Origin of the sequence: Spiroplasma helicoides, from assembly GCF_001715535.1 — a bacterium.
Classification (GTDB): Bacteria; Bacillota_I; Bacilli_A; order Mycoplasmatales; family Mycoplasmataceae; genus Spiroplasma_A; species Spiroplasma_A helicoides.
In genome coordinates this window covers 752370-772538 of record NZ_CP017015.1, presented here as the reverse complement: position 1 = coordinate 772538, position 20169 = coordinate 752370, and the positions used below count along the sequence as shown (strand labels likewise).

The 20169-nt window shown below is 25.1% G+C and carries 21 protein-coding genes; 20 read left to right on the top strand and 1 reads right to left on the bottom strand.

Annotated elements, in window-relative coordinates:
- Positions 1-89 precede the first annotated feature (89 nt).
- From SHELI_RS03455 to SHELI_RS03375, 17 genes are all read left to right on the top strand, one after another.
- Positions 90-581: an LSm family protein gene (locus tag SHELI_RS03455; RefSeq protein ID WP_069116718.1), complete on the top strand. Its 492-nt coding sequence runs from the start codon at positions 90-92 to the stop codon at positions 579-581.
- A 33-nt stretch (positions 582-614) separates the two neighbouring features.
- Positions 615-1484 (top strand): hypothetical protein, encoded by an 870-nt coding sequence (locus SHELI_RS03450; protein WP_069116716.1) that lies wholly within the window; start codon positions 615-617, stop codon positions 1482-1484.
- Positions 1485-1523: 39 nt separating this feature from the next.
- Positions 1524-3551, top strand: a complete 2028-nt coding sequence (locus tag SHELI_RS03445; RefSeq protein WP_069116715.1) for an ATP-binding cassette domain-containing protein — start codon at positions 1524-1526, stop codon at positions 3549-3551.
- Positions 3552-3932: a hypothetical protein gene (locus SHELI_RS03440; RefSeq protein WP_069116714.1), complete on the top strand. Its 381-nt coding sequence runs from the start codon at positions 3552-3554 to the stop codon at positions 3930-3932. It abuts the gene before it with no gap.
- Between the two features lie 26 nt (positions 3933-3958).
- Positions 3959-4429 (top strand): rRNA maturation RNase YbeY, encoded by a 471-nt coding sequence (ybeY, locus tag SHELI_RS03435; protein ID WP_069116713.1) that lies wholly within the window; start codon positions 3959-3961, stop codon positions 4427-4429.
- Between the two features lie 19 nt (positions 4430-4448).
- Positions 4449-4853, top strand: coding sequence for a diacylglycerol kinase family protein (locus tag SHELI_RS03430; RefSeq protein ID WP_069116712.1), 405 nt, complete (start codon positions 4449-4451; stop codon positions 4851-4853).
- A gap of 10 nt (positions 4854-4863) precedes the next feature.
- Positions 4864-5271 carry a cytidine deaminase gene (gene cdd / locus SHELI_RS03425; RefSeq protein WP_069116710.1) on the top strand — a complete coding sequence of 136 codons (408 nt, stop codon included), beginning with the start codon at positions 4864-4866 and terminating at the stop codon, positions 5269-5271.
- Between the two features lie 19 nt (positions 5272-5290).
- Complete coding sequence (locus tag SHELI_RS03420; protein WP_069116708.1) at positions 5291-6016, top strand: hypothetical protein; 726 nt, start codon at positions 5291-5293, stop codon at positions 6014-6016.
- A 76-nt stretch (positions 6017-6092) separates the two neighbouring features.
- Positions 6093-6770, top strand: coding sequence for a hypothetical protein (locus tag SHELI_RS03415; protein ID WP_069116706.1), 678 nt, complete (start codon positions 6093-6095; stop codon positions 6768-6770).
- Between the two features lie 13 nt (positions 6771-6783).
- A complete protein-coding gene (locus SHELI_RS03410) occupies positions 6784-7965 on the top strand; it encodes a hypothetical protein (protein ID WP_069116704.1) in 1182 nt (393 codons plus the stop codon).
- A 26-nt stretch (positions 7966-7991) separates the two neighbouring features.
- The gene (gene era, locus SHELI_RS03405; protein ID WP_069116702.1) at positions 7992-8894 is read left to right on the top strand and encodes a GTPase Era; all 903 of its coding nucleotides are present in this window, start codon (positions 7992-7994) and stop codon (positions 8892-8894) included.
- A 10-nt stretch (positions 8895-8904) separates the two neighbouring features.
- A complete protein-coding gene (gene recO / locus SHELI_RS03400) occupies positions 8905-9687 on the top strand; it encodes a DNA repair protein RecO (RefSeq protein ID WP_069116700.1) in 783 nt (260 codons plus the stop codon).
- A 110-nt stretch (positions 9688-9797) separates the two neighbouring features.
- Complete coding sequence (locus SHELI_RS03395; protein WP_069116698.1) at positions 9798-11171, top strand: glycine--tRNA ligase; 1374 nt, start codon at positions 9798-9800, stop codon at positions 11169-11171.
- A 21-nt stretch (positions 11172-11192) separates the two neighbouring features.
- Entirely contained in the window at positions 11193-13130 is a 1938-nt protein-coding gene (gene dnaG, locus SHELI_RS03390; RefSeq protein ID WP_069116697.1) for a DNA primase, read from the top strand.
- Positions 13131-13132: 2 nt separating this feature from the next.
- Positions 13133-14554 carry a sigma-70 family RNA polymerase sigma factor gene (locus SHELI_RS03385; RefSeq protein ID WP_069116696.1) on the top strand — a complete coding sequence of 474 codons (1422 nt, stop codon included), beginning with the start codon at positions 13133-13135 and terminating at the stop codon, positions 14552-14554.
- Positions 14555-14556: 2 nt separating this feature from the next.
- Positions 14557-15258, top strand: coding sequence for a tRNA (adenine(22)-N(1))-methyltransferase (locus SHELI_RS03380; protein ID WP_069116695.1), 702 nt, complete (start codon positions 14557-14559; stop codon positions 15256-15258).
- Positions 15245-16039 (top strand): Nif3-like dinuclear metal center hexameric protein, encoded by a 795-nt coding sequence (locus SHELI_RS03375; RefSeq protein WP_069116693.1) that lies wholly within the window; start codon positions 15245-15247, stop codon positions 16037-16039. The genes SHELI_RS03380 and SHELI_RS03375 overlap by 14 nt, the downstream gene beginning before the upstream one ends.
- Positions 16040-16067: 28 nt before the next feature.
- On the opposite strand, the gene ispH is transcribed toward SHELI_RS03375, so the two are convergent.
- Complete coding sequence (gene ispH, locus SHELI_RS03370; RefSeq protein WP_069116691.1) at positions 16068-16937, bottom strand: 4-hydroxy-3-methylbut-2-enyl diphosphate reductase; 870 nt, start codon at positions 16935-16937, stop codon at positions 16068-16070.
- A gap of 109 nt (positions 16938-17046) precedes the next feature.
- Between ispH and SHELI_RS03365 the strand changes: the two genes are divergently transcribed.
- The 3 genes from SHELI_RS03365 (at position 17047) to SHELI_RS03355 (ending at position 20169) form a co-directional block, all read left to right on the top strand.
- Entirely contained in the window at positions 17047-17784 is a 738-nt protein-coding gene (locus tag SHELI_RS03365) for a hypothetical protein (protein WP_069116687.1), read from the top strand.
- A gap of 427 nt (positions 17785-18211) precedes the next feature.
- Entirely contained in the window at positions 18212-19069 is an 858-nt protein-coding gene (locus SHELI_RS03360) for an HAD family hydrolase (protein WP_069116685.1), read from the top strand.
- On the top strand, positions 19066-20169 hold the full coding sequence (locus SHELI_RS03355; protein WP_069116683.1) for a nicotinate-nucleotide adenylyltransferase: 1104 nt from the start codon (positions 19066-19068) through the stop codon (positions 20167-20169). The genes SHELI_RS03360 and SHELI_RS03355 overlap by 4 nt, the downstream gene beginning before the upstream one ends.

Genomic DNA, 20169 nt, shown 5'->3' with positions numbered 1-20169 from the left:
TAAAAATTTTTTTTTAGTTTAAATAAGATGCAGAGAATTTCAAAATATGTCACTTTTTGATATAAAATAATAAAGTTAAGGGGTAAAAAATGTCTAAACAAATTGTTGAACAAAACTACTTAGGAAAAATTAATCAAATATTAGAAAGTAATAATCTGAAACTTTATGAATTAAACTGAGTTTTTGAGTATGAAACTGATGTATTACAGATTTTGGTTGTTAATAAAGATGAAAGTATTAAAAATGTTGAATTTGATGCTTTAGTAAAAAGTAATGAAGCAATATCTGCTATGCTTGATGAAGATACATTGTTAAAAAATGCTTATGTTTTAGAAGTGTCAAGTGCAGGTGCTGAACGACAGGTAAAAGACAAAGAAACATTGTTGAATAATATTGGTTCATACTTTTATATTAAAAGTAATTTAGGTATAGAGAATATTTATGAATTTAATGCCACATTGAAAAGTTACGATAAAGAAAGTGATGAATTTGTGTTTGAATTTTTTATAAAAGGTAGACCAAAAAAAGCAAAATTGAAGTTTGATGATATAAGTTTTATTAGATTTGCAATAAAATTTTAAATAAGTGATTTACTAAATTAGGAGAAAGTTAGGATGGAGAATTTAAAAGCTTTAAAAGCTGTTTTAGATAAAAATGAAAGTTTAAGAAAAAAAAGATATGTAGATTCTATAAAAGTATTAGATCAATTTATTGATGACAATAACTTTTTATTTTTGCAATGAAATAAACGTAAACCATACATAGTTAGAGGTTCATTTGCTCATGGTTTAGATAGTGATTTTACAACCAACATTGATGTTTGAATATTACTTAAAAAGGTTTCAAAACCTAATGATAGCAATCATAATTTGTTTATTTATAATTGATTTGAAGGACTTGTAAAAAACTACTTTAGTAATTATAAAGTTGAAACACATCCTAATAAATCTAGCATTAACATTTGATTAGAAAACAACTTTAGCATTTCATTAGTTCCATTTGTACTTGACTCTAAAAGTAATATAACAAGACTTTATAAAACAAATGATGGAAATTTAACATTAATTTATGAAAATGATATTGAAGAAGAGTCTTTATTTTTTAAAAAACTTAAAAAAGTTAGTAAAAAATCAACGTTAGCAAATTTGATTTTGTTTATAATTTCTGCAAAAATAATAATACAATCTCGCTTTAATCAAATAAGTGGAATAGCTATACAAAACTATATTCTGGATAAATATCTTAGTTTAGGAAAAGTTGAGAGAAGTGATGCAATAAAAATATTTTTAGCTAGCTTACAAAAAGGGGAATTACTAGATTATATAAATCAAAACTATAGTCACTGAGAGTTTTCTAATGAGATGGTTAAACAAATTGAGCAGTTACAAAAATTAGCTGAAGATATGCTTAAATCATTAGAAGCTGGCACTACTTATGAAAATTTAGTTATAAATTATATAAATAATTCTAAAAAATTGACTTAAAGTCAATTTTTTTTACGACTAATTATTTGAGGAGATAATATGGAGTATAACTTTACAAGGCAAAAAAGTATTTATGATTGCGGAGTTGCAGTTTCGACTATGCTTATAAATAGTTTACAAAAAAAACACTTTACTATTGAAGAAATTAAATACGAAAATCAAATCTCAGATAGCGAGCTTAGTTTTTATAACATTGAAGAGCTTTTGAATAAATATAAAATAGAGTTTAAAACTTATCATGCCAATTTTAATGAATTTATTGAACTTAATGTTTCGGATCCTGTAGTTCTTAACATCAATGAAGAATCATCTGGAGAACACTTTATAATTATTTATAAACGCAAAAAAAACTTATTTTTAGTTGCTGATCCAAATAATAATGACTTAACTTGAGTTTCTTTTTCTGATATTGCAAAAAAATACACAGGCTATTTTGGAATAGCTCGAAAAACAGAAACCATTATTTTTAAAAATAAGTCTTTTTTTAATTGGATAAAATTATTTAGTGACTATATAAATTATATTGTTTTGTTTTTTGTGCTATCTATCCTTTTAAATTCATTGATAATTATTTCTAACAGCTTTTTAAAAGTTTATTCGAATAATGTTATGATAGATGATAAATATAATTTAAATATATTATTTTTATCTTTTTTGTTATTGTTTATGATACAAAATGTAGTAGGTTTATTTAATAATATAATTTTGTTTAATATAAAAAAACTTATTAACAAAAAAATAATAAAGATATATATAAATAAAATAATTTTAATGAATATAGAAAAATATGATTCATTAGGAAAAGAAGAATGAATAAAAAAATTGCAATATATAAATTTGATTTCTGATAGACTAGTTAATTACTTTTTATTTATACCAACACAATTTATTTTATTTTTAATGTCTCTTATAATAGTGGCAAGTATTTCTAAATCTATATTAATATTTATTTTAATCGAAAACTTAATATCTGTTTTTATTTCTTATCTTTTTTATAATTGAGTTAAAGATAAAAATATCAAACATAGTACAGATGAAATTAAGTTTTTAACTACATTTAGAGAAATAATAGATGGAAATTTTGAGATAAAAGCAAAAAACTTAAACAATCATTTCGAGTTACAATTTTTAAAAAAGTATAAAAAAAATATTAAAAATGAAAAAGATTTAAATTATATTAAAAATTTTAATGAGTTAGCTACAAAAACAATAGCAAGGTTTTTTTATTTATTAATCTTTTATGTTAGTGCAGACCTAATTGCTAATAATTTAACAAACTTTTCTCAATTACTATTTTATGTATCAATCTCTAATTATATTTATATATTCACCAATTCAATATTTAACTTAATTATTAGTAAAGAAGAAAATAAAATTTGTATCAAAGAACTAAAATTTTTATTTGAAAAAAATGAAGTTGAAGAAAATAAAAGTTTGTTAGAAATAGATAAAATAGAAAAAATTGAGCTACAAAATATATATAAATTTCAAAATGAGAATAAACTTATTGATAATGTAACTCACACATTTAGCGCAAATACTTTCATTTTTGGTAAAAGTGGGTCTGGTAAAACAAGTTTACTAAAACTATTATCTGGAAACATTGAAAACTATGAAGGAAATTTCCTTATAAATCAAGTTGACTTTAAAAATATAAATAAACAGTGTTTAAAGAATAGAGTAACATATTTAGGACAATATGACTATTTATTTAACGCATCTGTGTGAACTAATATTCAACAATTTAAAAATAAAATAGACTTAAATATATTTAAAGAGTACAAATTATTTGAACTAATGGAAAACAATAATATTGATATAAATAAAAAAATAATTGACAATGGGGCTAATTTAAGTAAAGGTCAGAGACAAATAATAAGCTTTATAAGTTTATTTTTTACAAGTAAAGATGTTTATTTAGTTGATGAACCATTAAGTAATGTTGATAAAAAAACTGCATACTACTTAATGCGAGCATTTTTAAGCTTAAAAAAAGATAGTTTGATAATTATGACCGATCACGATAATGAATATCAAAAGTTATTTTCAAATAGAATGGAGATATAGATGAAAAAATCAACAACAAGAAGTTTTTTTCTAGGAATATTTTTAATTATTTTTACCTTTGTTTTTATGTTAATTGCAAACAAAAGAACTATTTATTCAGCTCAATTAATAATTCAACAAAAAGTAGATGAAGAAGGAGAAATAAAAATAAATGGATATTTATTTTGTGATAAAAAAATTAATTTAGCAGAAGTAGAATATTTTAAAATTGATTATATAAATGGTTATGAACTTTTATCGAACAAATACTTATATTTCGATAAAGGAATCATAGCATTGAAAAATGTTGATTTGATTAATTTAGATCCTAACAAAAATAGAGTTATTTTATACGGAAATAAGATAAATTTGTTAAATTATTTAATATCTTCTCTTTATTAATACTATAATATAAATGAGGTTTATTTATGGACGAAATTAGCTTTATTTATGAAGACAATAATAAATTACTTAAAAATTATGAAATGATTTACGCAAAACTTTTAGCATCTACAAAAAAACATTTGAATATTGAACAAAACTTATTGTTATCAGTTTTTTTTATACTTCCAGAAAAATCACTTGAATTAAATAAAAAGTACCGAAATAAAGAATATGTTGGAGATGTAATCTCATTCCCGATTGATGACCCATTAGGGATATATCAACAATTGGAATTTAGAGAGATTGGAGATATTTTCATAACATATGAAGAGGCTCTTAATAAGGCTAAAAACTACGATCACAAAATTGAAGATGAAATGGCATGACTATTTGTACATGGAATTTTACATATTTTAGGCTATGACCATGAAACTAACGAAGAAGATGAAAAAGAAATGTTTAAATTAACTGATAAAATACTAAAAGACATAAATGTATCATATAAAATAGTATAATTACAATAGGAGTAAGAATATGGCAAGTAAAATTAAGAAAAAAACTAAAGTTGGTACAAGAGTAAAAAACAAGTTTGGTAATGCTGCAAGAGGTATTTTTACAGCATTTAAAGAAGAATCGACCTTGATAGTTTATATATTTGTAATTATTTTTTGTATTGGTTTTGGTATTTGACTTAGATTGACAGAAGTTCAATGAGCAGTGGTTATTTTAACTATTGGAGTACTTTTAGGTTTTGAATTTGTAAATACTTCAATTGAAAATTTTGTTGATTTATTAAGTTTTGAATATAATATTCAGGCTAAAAAAATCAAAGACATATGTGCTGCTGCAAGTATAATAAATGCAGTGTTTTCTGTCGGAATTGGTTTTTTAATTTATTTACAACCATTTATCGAAAAGGTTAAGGAATTATTTAATTAAAGGTAAAAATATGAAAAATGAAGATATTTTAAAAGAACTTTTAGTTTTGAAAGAAAACTCCTACTCACCATATTCTAATTTCAAAGTAGCTTGCATAATTTATCTTAAAAATGGAAAAAAAATAAAAGGTGTTAATGTTGAAAATGCTGCCTATAATCCCACAATCTGTGCTGAAAGAACTGCACTATCACAAATGATAACTAAAGGGTTTGGTAAAGAAGATGTTGATTTTGTAACATTATACACAGATTCTAGTAAGTTTGGATCTCCTTGTGGAACTTGCAGACAAACTCTATATGAGTTACTAAAAAAAAGTCAAACTATAAGTTTTTTTAATAAAAATGGTTTTTTGGGATCATATAGTGTAAGCGAATTATTGCCATATGCTTTTAATAACGATAATTTAAAAGATAAATAAGGAAAAAAGAGGTAAGATTATGTTTAAGAGTGATTTGTATAGAAAAGATGAAGTTTGAAATAATATAGGCGCCAAAATGATTCAAGAGTATGGGTCAAAAATAGGTATAAAAACTTCTTACCAAGAATTATTTGATAGTTTATCAGAAGATGAGTTTAATAATGAAGATGTTTTTAATTACTATGAGAAAGAAATAGTTGATGTGGCAAAAGCATGAATGTTTTTAAAAGAAAGAATTTCTTATTATGCAAATTATCCAAAGTCAAATAATGATGAAATATATGACCTATTACTTGATGATTTTTTAAAAATATATGATATTTTGAGCACAAATTTAGATGATAAGAAAAAATTGTATGAATCAACAGCTATTGATAGAGATTTTATTTACATAACAAAAGCAATGATAATTAGAATTTGAAATCATAATGCAGTTTTTGAAACAATTATTGAGGATCTAGCAATTTGGAATGTAAGAATTCTTGCTAATGGTTTTTTAGGTAGTATAGAAAGTATTTATACTATTTTGATAATAAATGGAATTTTAATTCTAAAAGACATACCACCACTTCACCTTACTGAAAAAGATGAAGAAATACAGGCTATTTCTAAATTGCTTAATACAGTTGTTTCTGAAGCCAAAATAATGCCTGTTAAACAATGAGCTAATAATAGTAATTTTAAATCTTATTTGAAAACTTTGATATCAAACGCTGAATATTTTTTTGAATCTACATCTTTTTAAATTTTAAATTAATAAATAAAGGTTATTTTGTTTATTAATTTTTTTTATATATAATTGAAATATTGGAGGTAAAATTATGAATAATATTTTTCAATTAGACACATTAGTTACAGATATACTATCTGCAGCTGGTTTTTTAATGATAATATTTTCACCTCTATATTTCTTATCTTTGAATAGAAAAGTTTTAAATCAAAGACTCCATACAAAAATAGATGGAGAAAAGTTGTTTGAAAAATTGAAATATGATTTAAGAATTCCAAGGGTAACAGGTATTGATAAAAAAAGATTATACAGAGATATTCATTATGCAAGAACAATTTTTAGAGGGGCTATGGAGTACAATCATAGAGATATGGTTTGGTATTTCAATGAATTGTATGCAAAAATATATATTCATAGCGTTATTTCTAAAAGGGCATGAATGGTATTTTGAATATGAATACTAACAATATTAGTAATTGTTGGGGGTTCAAGAGAAGATATTTTATACTTTTTATTCAACCAAAAAGGATTGACTAAAGTTTCAGGTCATGTTTCAATTTGAGTAATGTTTTTAATGAATTTTGTAATATTTGGATTAAATAAATATTATGAGTGAATAAAAGTTAAAAGAGCAATAAACGATGAAGTTAGGCAGATCAATTTGGCAAAAAAAGAAAAGGTTTGAAAAGACTATAAGATTATATATTTTGCTTCAATTGCACCTGTTGTTGTTGGGTTTATGTTTATTTTAATAAACATAGCATTTTAAAAGAGGTTTTTATATGGCAATGGCTAGAAAATTAGACAATCAAAAAGTTAAACGTGGACCTCTAGGAGATAGATTAATTCACGGTTTTTTGGGTGATTTTTATACAAAAATATTTTTAAAATCAAAGCATGTTAATATGGTTTCTGAAGGTGATTTTTTAGCTAGAGTTAGATGCTTATGTGCAGCAACATATATATTACCATTTCAAATAATTTGAATTGGATTTTTCTTGTATGCTAGAATATTTGTGCAAAAAAGCTTAGGTAGTTCTACTATTGTAGATTCAGAAGATTCTTATTTGTATTATGATCAAATTAATATATTAAATATTTCAATGTATTTAATGCTCTACCATATATTTTTATTATCGACAGTAATTATAGTTCTTTTAAATCAAACTATGGGTAAAGGAACAGTAATATTTACAGTTATTTATAATTTTTTATTTATATCAGAATCATTACTTTATGGAAGTTTTTTGTTTATTTTAGATTGAATTGGTTTATTACATAAATTTACTGATTTAAATTCAGCTTTAGATATGCTTAAAACACAATGATTGTGGATTTTAGCAATAGTATTTTTACTATGATCTTATTTTCCATTGATATCTATTTTTAAAGATTTAAACATGTGAAATAGAGAATGAATGAGAATTGATAGATATAGAAAAACTGAAGATAAAGAAAATGCTTTTGTATTTAAAACTTGAGTTACACCAGGAGAAGTTAAAGCAAGAAAATGAATGATTTTTGCTGGATGGTTAGCTATTTTTATATCATCGACTTTTGAATTGATGGATGTTTTTGCATCAACAAATTATAGTATTATGAAGTACATCATTTTAGGGTTTGGATATATTGTTTTTCTAGGTTCATATATTGTTCCTTATAATAAATATAGTTTGATTTTTTATTGATTAAATCAAACAGTGCTTATGGGTATTTTGATTTATGGCTTAGTTATAATGAATAGAAGTGCTCATATTCCAGGAAATTGATTTATGTATTTGTATTGGTTGTTAATAATACCTTGAATTTTAAGTTTTAAATCAGCTATAAGATATACTTGAACAATAAAGGATGCAGAAGAAATTAAAGCAGTTGTTTTAAACATGTTTGATAATAAAGATGACTTTGAAAAATTTTTAGATAAAAGAAAAGAAGATAAAAAAGTTGATGAAAACTCAATTTAAAATTTTTAGAATGCGAGAAATTAAATATGGATAATATTAAATCGGGATTTATTGGAATTGTTGGTAGACCTAATGTTGGAAAATCAACTTTGATGAATACTATTTTGGGTAAAAAGTTAGCAATAGTAACTCACAAAGCTCAAACAACAAGAAATAGAATAAATGGTATTTTAACAGAATCAGATTGTCAGTATGTTTTTGTAGATACTCCAGGAGTGCACACAGCGCAAAACGAATTAGATAGATATATGAATAGGGTAGCTTTGCAATCAACAAAAGGTGTTGATGTAATTTTATTTTTAGCACCAAGTAACGAATACATTGGTGAAAATGATAGTTTTATTTTAAAATCATTAAAACAACGAGATGTGCCGGTTTATTTGGTCTTAACTAAATCAGATCTTGTGACTAATGAACAATTAGATCAAAAAATTAATGAATGAAATCAACAAGACTTCAAATTTGATGCAGTAATTTCTATTAGTGCAACCGATAATAAAAATATTGATATTTTACTTGAAAAAATCAAAGAAAATTTACCTGAAACTGGTTTTAAATTTTATCCAGATGACCAATATACAGATCAACCAGATAGATTTCTTATAAGAGAGATTATTCGAGAGGAACTTTTATTACAAACCGAGCAAGAGATTCCTCATAGTATTGCAATATTGATTGATAAATTTGAAGATAAACCTCATATAACTTCTGTTATTGCATCAATTGTTTGTGAAAGAGATAGTCAAAAAGGGATAGTTATTGGAAATAAAGGATCTAAAATTAAAAATGTAGGTATTAAATCTAGAGAAAAACTAGAATTGATTTTTGGTAAAAAGTTCTATTTAGAATTATTTGTAAAGGTAAAAGAAAAATGAAGACAATCAGCTTCATTACTAAAACAACTTGGTTATGACAAAGATACATATTAGGTGATAATTTATGTCTGCTATAAAAATTGAAGGAATAGTTATTAATAGTTATGATTATCGCGATTATGATAAGGTTATAAAAGTTTTTTCAAAAGAATTTGGAATTTTATCTTTTTATGCTCCAGGTGTTAATAAGGAAAGTTCCAAAAATAAGTATTCTATACAAACTTATTCACTAAGTGAATTTGAAATATTTAAAAGTAGAGGTGCCAATAGAGTAAGCAAATTAAAAACTGGCAATTTGAAAAAAGAGTATTTTGGTCTTGCCAAAAATTATACAAATTATATTTATATTTCTGTTATAACATCAATTTTTGAGCAACTTTTATCTTCAGAAGAAAAGTCGCCAATTATTTACAAAGCTTTTAAAATAGTTCTTGAAAATATAAGTAATTCAATAGATGTTTTTAAGAATTATGTTATTTTTTTATTATTCTTTATTCAAAACACAAATTATAAATTTAATTTAGAAAAGTGCTCTAGATGTAAAAAAAGTAACTATGAAATAGTACGATTTGAATTTAGTGATAAAACACTCATTTGCAAAAAATGTTTATGGCCAGGCGAAAAAATACAACCTGAAACATTTGTTAATATTTTTACAAATTTTAATAGACACACATTTCATTACTTAATTGAAAAAAAGTATGAAATACACGATCTTGTTGTATTGCACAATTTTTTGCTTGATTATTATGAAAATGAATTAGGTATATATATTAGTGCTTCAAAAATACTTAAACAAAATGCTTCAACATATCTTAGCGAAGAAAATATTAATAAATATAAATAACACTTATAGTAGGTTGACAAATACCTTCAAAGAGAACAAAATCTCATAGAATGCAACTAGTAGTATTTTGATACCACTAGTTGTTTTTATTTTAGGAGAGTTAAATAAAAATGAAATTAGAAATGGAAAAATTGATATCTCATCTAAAAACAATGGGATTTGTATTTCAAGGCTCAGAAATATATGGAGGCTTAGCAAATTCATGAGATTATGGGCCATTAGGGGCAGAACTTAAAAATAACATAAAACAAGCTTGATGGGACTTTTTCATCAAAAAAAATCCTTATAATATCGGCCTAGATTCATCAATCATTATGAATTCAAAGGTTTGAGAAGCAAGTGGGCACATCGGAAACTTTAATGATCCACTAATCGACTGTAAAGCTTGTAATTCAAGATGAAGAGCGGATAAACTAATAGAAGAAAAGTTTACTGAAATGAATGTTGGTGGTTGATCTAACGAGCAATTAGAAAATTTTATCGAAGAGAAAAAAATTAAATGTCCAAAATGTGATAAAACTAATTTTACAGAAATTAGAAAGTTTGCATTAATGTTTAAAACTAATCAAGGTGTAATTGAAGATATGACATCTACAGTGTATCTAAGACCTGAAACAGCTCAGGGAATTTTTGTTCAATACAAAAATACACAAAGAGCTTTAAGAAAACAATTACCTTTTGGTATAGGTCAAATTGGTAAATCATTTAGAAATGAAATTACGCCTGGAAATTTCATTTTTAGAACAAGAGAATTTGAACAAATGGAGTTAGAGTTCTTTTTTTCACCAAATGACTCAAAAAATTGATTTCAGTACTGACTGGATAATGTTCAAGATTTTTTAGAAAACACTATAAAAATAAAAAAAGAAAATTATCTTTTAAGGGAACACGATAAAGATGAATTATCACATTATTCATCTAGAACAGTTGATATAGAATTTAAGTATCCTTTTGGTATAGGTGAGTTGTGAGGGATTGCACATAGAGGTGATTATGATTTATCACAACATCAAAAAGTAAGTGGAGAAGATTTAACATATTTAGACCCAGTTACAAATGAAAGGTATTTAGCTAATGTAATTGAACCAAGTGTTGGTGTTGAAAGACTTTTATTGGCTGTGCTTTGCCAAAGTTATAAAGAAGAAGCATTAGAAAATGGTGAGAGAGTTGTTCTAAGTTTACCTAATAATTTAGCACCATATAAGTTTGCTATTCTTCCTTTACAAAAACAACAAGTAGAAAAAGCGAATGAGATTTATTTAAATCTTATATCTAAAACCGGTATTTCTGGAACTTTTGATGATAAAGGAAACATTGGTAAAAGATATAGAAGACAGGATGCAATAGGTACTCCATATTGTATAACAATCGATTTTGATACAGATAATGACGGTTGTGTTACTGTTAGAGAAAGAGATTCAATGAATCAAAATAGAGTACCTATAAATCAGTTAGAAGAATATCTAAAAGAAAATACAAAATAAAACTCTAAAGGGGGTGTCATTTTGGCAATTGATCAAAAGCAAATTGATAATTTGATTCAAACTGCAAACATTGTTGATATTATTGGACAATATGTTGATATCCAAAAAAAAGGTAGAAACTATTTAGCAGTATGCCCATTCCATGATGATTCAGACCCTTCGCTAAATATTTCACCAGATAAAAAAATTTTTAAATGTTTTGTCTGTGGAACAGGTGGAAATGTAATAAGTTTTGTACAAGAATTTAAAAATATTAATTTTTTTGAAGCATTATCCATTGTTTCTAAAGAAGCTAATTTTAGAATTGATGGATTAAATGATTTTAGTTCTAAACCAAAGCATACTACCGAACAAGAAAAGTTATATGAAATAAATAAAAAGGCGACTATGTTTTTCAATGGTATGATAGCAACAAATTTTGCAAAAAGAGCAAAAGAATATTTAGCCAATAGAAACATTACAAAAAAAGAAATAACAAAATTTCAAATTGGATATTGTCCAAAAGAAGCTGAGTTGTATGAATATCTTTTAAAAAATAATTTTGAGCAAAAAGATATATTAAATTCAGGTCTAATCTATTCTAAGGGTGTAAATTATAAATGTTTTTTTGAAGGAAGAATTATTTTTCCCATCACAGATGAAGATGGGAATGTAATTGGATTTTCAGGTAGAGCTTTTAATGAAGGTGATACTCCAAAATACAAAAACAGTTCAGAGAACTTAGTTTTCAAAAAATCTCATCTAGCCTATAACTTCTTTAATGTTAAAAATCAATTAAGAATTAAAAATGAAGTTTTAATTTTGGAAGGTTTTATGGATGTTATAAGTTTGGAAAGAATAGGTATTAAAAACTCTATTGCTATAATGGGTACAAGTTTTACTGATTATCATATCAAGTTAATATCAAAATACACAAAAAACTTTAAGTTATTTTTGGATGGAGATAAAGCTGGAGTTAATGCAACTATAAAAACTGCAAAGTTTTTAATGGATCGAAAAATCAATGTTTCAATAATATTAAATGAAACAGGAAAAGATCCTGATGAACTGGTTGTTAGTGGTAAAATCAATGAAATAAATAACATGATTGATAATGCAAAACATCCAATTGATTTTGTTATTGAATATTTCTCAAAAGAATTAAGTTTAAATGATTCATCTAAAACCACAGAATTTATAAAAAATGTTGTAGATATGATTAATCATGAATCAAATTCAATTCTTAGAGAAGCTAGTTTGGTGAAGTTAGCTGTCATCACAAAAATAGATAAAAATATATTATCCGAACAAGTAAAGTTAGCTAATCCAATAGATAAAAATCTTAATAGGCAAATTGAATATGAAAATAATGGTTTTAATATAAATTACGAAAATGAAATACCGATGTTTCAACCCGAAATTCCAGATGTTTCAGAAGGTTATCTTTTTAAAGAGTATTGGGAAGCAGCCAAAAATAATGATGAAGAGATAATTTATATCAAGAAAAAATGAAAAGAAGCAAAAATTGGTAAGAGACTAGCAGAGGCATCTTTAATAAAAGTTTTGTTAAAAAATGATGATCATCTTGAGTTGATAAATCAAAATATACAATACTTTGACAATCCTAGAGTCAAAATGATTGCTTTACTTTTAATAGAAAAATACAAGAACAATAACAATAATGAAGATATTGATTTTCAAACATTCGCTGATGAAGTGTTAAAGGTTAGTAAAGAAATTTATGAAACATTCTATGATATAAAAAATATTTTATTTTTAGATGTTATTAAAAATTATAGTCAAAAATCAATAGATGATATGTTTTGTCAAATAAAAATTTATAGCATTTACACTGAAATGTGTAATATCGATGACAAAATGAGAAACACAAATGACTTGTCTATGAAAAAAATTCTTGCAGAAAATAAAGAAAGTTTTCAAAAACAGTTATTAGAATTAATAAACAAGAATAGAGGTTAATTATGGCATTAAATTTAAAAAAGTTTGAAACAGTTGAGGAATTTAAAGATTATCTATTTAAATATCTTGAAAAAAATGATAATGAAATAGCGCAAGAAGAAGTCCAGGATGCAATAAATAAAAAGTTTCCAGATATTGAAGAAGATGAACTATCTAACATTTTTCAAGAGTTAGCTAATAGAAATGTTACATTCACTGATGAAGAATTAGATGAAGAAGATTTGGAAAGTTTAAGTAGCATCCAAGATGATGATGACGAAGATGATGAAGAAACTGCAGATGAGTTAGCAAAAGATTTTACAAAACGTAAAAAACAAAATGCTAAGCTAAAAGAAAAAAATCAAAGCTCTGGGCCTGTTAAATACAGGGTTGGTGGAATTAGTAATGATACAAAAATACAAGACATTATTAAATCTTATTTTAATCAAATTGGATCTTCAAAAATTTTAACTAAAGATGAAGAGGTTGAATATGCTAAAATGCTTGAAGATGATGATGACTTAATCAAAAAAGAGGGAAGAGATAAGTTAATCACTTCCAATTTAAAATTGGTTATATCTGTTGCTAGAAAACATTTAAATCGTGGTTTAGATTTTGCAGATTTAATTGAAGAAGGAAACATTGGTTTAATGAAAGCAGTAGATAAGTTTGATTATAAAAAAGGTTTTAAATTTTCTACATATGCAACTTGATGAATTCGTCAAGCAATAACAAGAGCAATAGCAGACCAAGCAAGAACAATTCGTATTCCTGTGCATATGGTTGAAACAATTAATAAGTTAACAAGAATAGAAAGACAATTAACTCAAGAATTAGGTCGTGAACCCACTTCGAAAGAAATTGCAAAAAAATTTGGTAAAGGTATAACTGCACAAAAAGTGGTTGAAATTAAAAAACTTTCAATTGAACCTGTAAGTTTAGAAAAACCATTTGGAGATGAAGATGATACTCATTTTGGTGATTTTGTTGAAGATAAAGACATAGCATCACCAGACGAATATGCTGAAAAAGAAGCTTTAAGAGAAGTTATAGATGATGTTTTTGCAGAAATTTTACAACCAAGAGAAGAAAAGGTTATAAGAATGAGATTTGGTATTTTACCTACAAAATTAAGAACATTGGTAAGATTGGCAAAAGAGTGTGAAGATGAAACTTATGAAGAGCTAAAAGATACAATAAATGAGTTAGATATTCATTATGATACAACTATTGAAAAGGTTCAATCAAATAAAAAATACAAAACAAAAATGATACAGTTGCATTTATCTAAATATGATTCACCTAAAACTTTAGAAGAAGTTGGTAAAGAACTAAAAGTTACAAGAGAAAGAATTCGTCAAATTGAAGCAAAAACTATTAGAAAATTTAAACCATCTGCTTCAAACCCAAAAGCAAAAGTATTAAGAGACTTCTTTAAAGGGTAGTTATGAGTTTTTTAACGCCCAGACTTTTTGCTATAACGGGTATGATTTCTGACGGAGAAACAGTAGCAGATATTGGAACAGATCACGGTTATATTGCAATTTATCTTGCAAAAGATAATAAAGCAAACAAAATTTTTGCAACCGATATTGCAGAACAACCATTAAATGTTGCCAAAAATAATATCAATAGCTTTGGAGTTAGTGAAAAGATTGAGACCATTTTAGCTGATGGAATATCTTGAGTCAAAGAAAAAAATGTGAAGATTAGTTCATGTATAATTGCTGGAATGGGCTCAAACACTGTATTGCAAATTCTTAAAGAAGATAATGATAATATTGATTGTTATGTTATTTCATCAAATACAAATGCTGAATCCATTAGACTATGGGTTAAGAAAAAAAAGTATTTTATAGAGAGCGAAACATTAGTTAAAGATAATGGATTAATTTATGAAATTTTTAAAATTAATAAATTTGCCGGTCATAAAGTGAAGAGTAAAAAAGATATAATTTTTGGACCCATAATAATAAAGAATCCTAAAAATAGTTTATTTATTGAAAAATGGTTAAACGAAGAACAAAAATTAGTTACTTTGATTAGCAAAATTCCTAAATCTGAAGTCAAATACAAGCAATTTACAAAACGTAGAAAGTTTATTGCCAAAATGTTAAAGAAGGAGAAAACAATTAATGTCAAAAGTTAAAATTAATAATCTTATAAATTATTTAAAAGATTTATTTCCACAATCTAATGCCGCTGAGTGAGATAAAGTAGGTTTTCAAATTGAAGATGTATATAATTTGCCAAGTCAAGATGAAGTTGAAAATGTTTTGGTTTGTATGGATCTAACTAAGGACGCTCTAAAAAAAGCAATTGACAAAAAAGTTAACTTTATAATCACAAGACATCCTTTCTTCTTTTTAGAAAAAGAAGAGGAGTTAAAGAATCCTGCAAAAAAAGAAATTTTTGATCAATTAGTAGAAAATCAAATTCAAGTTTATTCTATACATACAAATTATGAAAGTAGTCCAGATAATAACTTGATGGATTTGATTGAGACTCAGTTTAATATTAATGAAAATCAAAAAGTAGGTGAGTTTTTAGAAGGAAATAAAATAAAACTACTTAGAGAAATCAGTTTAAAAGAAGTTATTGAAAAAATGAAATTTATATTTGGCAAAGAAACAACTCTTCTAACTAGAAACTCAAATCTTGAAAATCAAATAAAAACAATTTATATAACCCCAGGTAGTGGAGCAAGTACAATGGTATATCTTCATTTAAAAGATACAGTTTTTATAACAGGTGAAGCAAAATGAAGCGAATGACTATATGCTGATCAAAATAATGTAGATATGTTAGTTTTAGGTCACTATATGGAAAATCATTTTATTGATGACATAGAAAGCAAAATTAATAAAACTTTTAATGGTGAGATAAATGTATATACTTTTGATATAAAAAATCCCTTTAAATATGTTTAAAAAAAGCATTTGTAATGCTTTTTTTAATTTAAATTGTTTCTAAAAATTTGATTACATCATTTTGAACTACACTAGCTGTAGAAGCCCCAGCAGTCACTGCCACAACCTTAGTATTTTTTAAATCATTTAAGTCAATTTCACTTTTATCATTAATTCTAAGACTTTTTATGCCTATAGAATTACCTAATTCAACTAATTTCAAAGTATTATTACTTCTTTCATCGCCAACAACATACAACAAGTCAACTTTATTTGAATCAAGGTCCAGAACAGCTTTTTGTCTAACTAAGGTTGCTTCGCATAAATCGTTTTTAAATACACATTTTGGATATTTTGCTTTTATTTCTTTGTATATCAAATCGGTATCTATTATAGATAGAGTTGTTTGGTTTGTCACAAATATTTTTTCATTTTCTATTTTAAGTTTATTAACTTCATCTATATTTGTAACCAAATGTACTTTATTAAAATCAATACTAGTTAAAGCAATGGTTTCAGGGTGATGATGTTTACCTATAAAAATAACATCGTAATCATTTGAGATATGCTTTTTTATTAACTCTTCTGTTTCTAAAACTCATTCACATTTTGTATCTATGATAATTAACCCAAGTTCTTCTGCTTTTTTAATCACTTTTTCATCGGTTCCATGAGCAGAAAAAATTACAACACTATTTTTAGGTATAGTCTTAATAATATCCATTCTAGATTTTTTTCAATCATCTATTACTTTTATTCCTTGTTCTTCTAACTCTTTTACAACTATTTTGTTATGAACTAATAAACCAATCATATATATAGATTTATCTCCATATTTTTTTAAAGCCTCTTTGGCCATTTTTATAGATTTAACAACACCCAAACAAAAACCTCTTGGAATAATCTTAATAACTTCCATAATATGACCTCACTATGTATATTTTAGTCAATTTTTAAAATAAAACTAATAAAAATTCATTATATTTTTGAAAAATAATTTAAAATAAAAGAAATAGATGGGGAATAATATGAAAAAATTTGCAGATTTTATAATAAGAATCAAGCCTTATAGAAGACTATATAAAATGTTTTGATTATCTTTTGCCTTTTTTTCATTAGTACTTTTTCAAATTCTAATGCTAATTATTTGTTTATTTGTTCCTTATAATAAACATACTGGATTTAATTATTGATGAAAAGGAATAATGAATATGCTTGACTTATCATGAACAGAAGAAGAACCAAAATCTCTAGTTGGATTTGTTTTTGCTGTTGTTATTTTAGGAACTATTCCTTCAATTCCTATTTTAGTTGTTTTGTACTTTACATTTGCAAATTGATTAATTGAAGAAAAACTGAGTGATAAATTTATTAATGTTGAAAAAGAAAAATATCTTAAATGAGCTAGATATTTTCATTTTCTTATAATTGGCGTTTTATTTACATTAATACCAGGATCATTAAGTTATTTAAACGGGGGAGGATTACTGCCTCACAAAACTTTTATGGCGCTCAAAGGTTTAGGGGATGATAGCTTAACCAATAGAATAGCAGCAAATTGTTCAATAGTTTATTACACTATAGGTTTATTATTTTTGTTAATAACATTTTTTTGAACAATAGGATTATTTTTCCAATGAATTTGGTCAAAAATAATGATAGTTGTTGATAAATACAGATCTTACCTAGATATTAAAAAACAAGAAAAAAGAGCAAGAAAGCTTGAAAAAGTATCTCAAAAAAACTCTAAAAAAAATAATAATTAGTTTTATAAAAAAATAAAAAAAAGAAAAAAGCATTTATAACGCTTTTTTCTTTTATTATTTTTGTATGCTTTCGCATATTATAAATTGTTGATTTGCTAATAATTAAAAAGATATGAATGAGTAATGAATAAGACTTATATCAATTTTCATTTGTGGCACTTGATACAAGTCAAGTCGAAAGAAAGGATGTTATATTATAAATCAAATCTTTAATGAAAGTGATGTAAATAAAAGACTTGATTTCCACAAATGCGTCCAAAAGGACAATATAAATATAACAAATTAAAAAAGTTTGTCAACAAATTTATAAAAAAAAATAATTTTTTATATAAAAATTTGAGTAAATTATTTGAATTTTATTTATAATTTGTTTTAAATTAATTGGTGTAAAATATTTCTAGAATTAACTAAAAGGAGAATATTTATTATGGGATTACCTTATGTAGGCTGTGATTTGGATGGAACAATTGTTAAAAACTCAGACTTTACAATGTTGGATAAAACAGTTGAAGATATAAATTTTTATCAAGAAAAAAGTAATAATAAGTTTTTTATTGTTACAGGAAGATTATATGAAACTAGCAAATTATATATACATAAATTGAATGTAAAATTACCAGTAGTTTTAAGCAATGGAGCTACAATAATTGACCCAACAACAAAAGAGGTTTTATATGAAAATCAATTGCCTATAAATACATGCGAAACTATACTAGATTATGCAATTGAAAATAATATTGAACTTATTTTTTATTCAGCAACGGAATTTGTAAGTTTAAAAGGAGCTGAAAGAGCAATATATTTTGAAAATACTTATGCTCATTTAGAAAAACAATTTAGACCTGTTATAAAATACTTTGATAATCTTCAAGATTTACGAAAATATGCTATAAATGCAAAACACAAACCTGTCAAGTTTTTGTTTTCTTTTCCAGAAAAAGGTAGTGAAGAAATTGTAGAAAAAACAAAATCTTTATTAACAAAATTGAACTTATATTTTCCAATAACAAATATGAGTGAAAGAATATTGATTGATGCATTAGATAATTCTTGTAATAAAGCAAATGCATTAAAAAAAATAGCTAAAATTCTTAAAGTGGATGTTAAAGAAATTCACACAATTGGAGATAATAATAATGATTTAGAAATGGTAGAACAATCTAATAACGGCTGTACTCTTCAAAATGGTGTAGAACCGCTTAAAAAAATCGCAAAACATGTTTTAGATAGCATTGACAATAATGGTGTTGGTAAATATCTAAGGGATTTAGTTAATAATAAATAATGAAAAAAGTTGCTATATTTGGAGGTTCTTTTGATCCTATTCATACCGACCATGTTAACATTATTAAAACTTGTCATTACAAACTAGGTTTTGATGAAGTTTGGGTTCTACCTGCATATGTAAATCCTTTTAAAACAATATCTTCTTCTAGTGTTACACAAAGGCTTGAAATGATAGAGATTGCAATTAAAGGATTAGATTTTGTTAGAGTAGAAACATTTGAAATTAGAAAAACTGAACGAAGCTACACTTATGATACTGTCTGTCATTTTTTAAAAAAATACCCTAATATAAATTTTAGTTTTATTATGGGATCTGATCAATTGGATACGTTTGAAAAATGAGATCACTTTAGTGACTTGATAAAAATAATTGATTTTAAAATTTTTCTTAGAACTGATGTAATAAATGAAGATATTGTAAAAAAATATAATTTAGAAACATTTGAGTTTGATAATAATCATCTTAGTTCAACAAAAATAAGAAACCTTATAGATATTAAACTTCAAATAAAAGAAGTAAATGATTATATAAATAATTCTCTTATGTATGTTTATGAAAGAATAGAATCAAAAATGGATCAAGATAGATATTATCATTCACTAAATGTTGGACAAGAAGCGCTATTGTTGGCAAAGTTAAATAATTATAATTTAAATAAGGCTTTGTTAGCTGGAACTTTACATGATATTGCAAAAAGATGAAGTTTTGAAGATACAAAACAAATAATTGAAAGTTATGATAAATCACTAATGCTAGAACCAAAACCGGTTTTACACTCATTTGCAGGTGCTTTTCATTTAAAAAGGGATTGACTTTTTGATGATCAAGATATTATAAATGCAGTTTTTAAACATACGGTAGCAGACAAAGAAATGAGTGTTCTTGATATGATAGTATTTTGTGCAGATAAAATATCGGTTGAAAGAAATTATCCTGATGTTGAAAGATTGAGAGCCTTAGTAAGATCTGATTTAAAACTTGGTTTTATTGAGTTGTTAAAAAATCAGTATGAAGTCTCAATCGCTAAGAATGATGATAAAACTATTGGAGAAAAACTACTTATTGCCTATAATCATTGAGTGAAAGGTAACAAATAA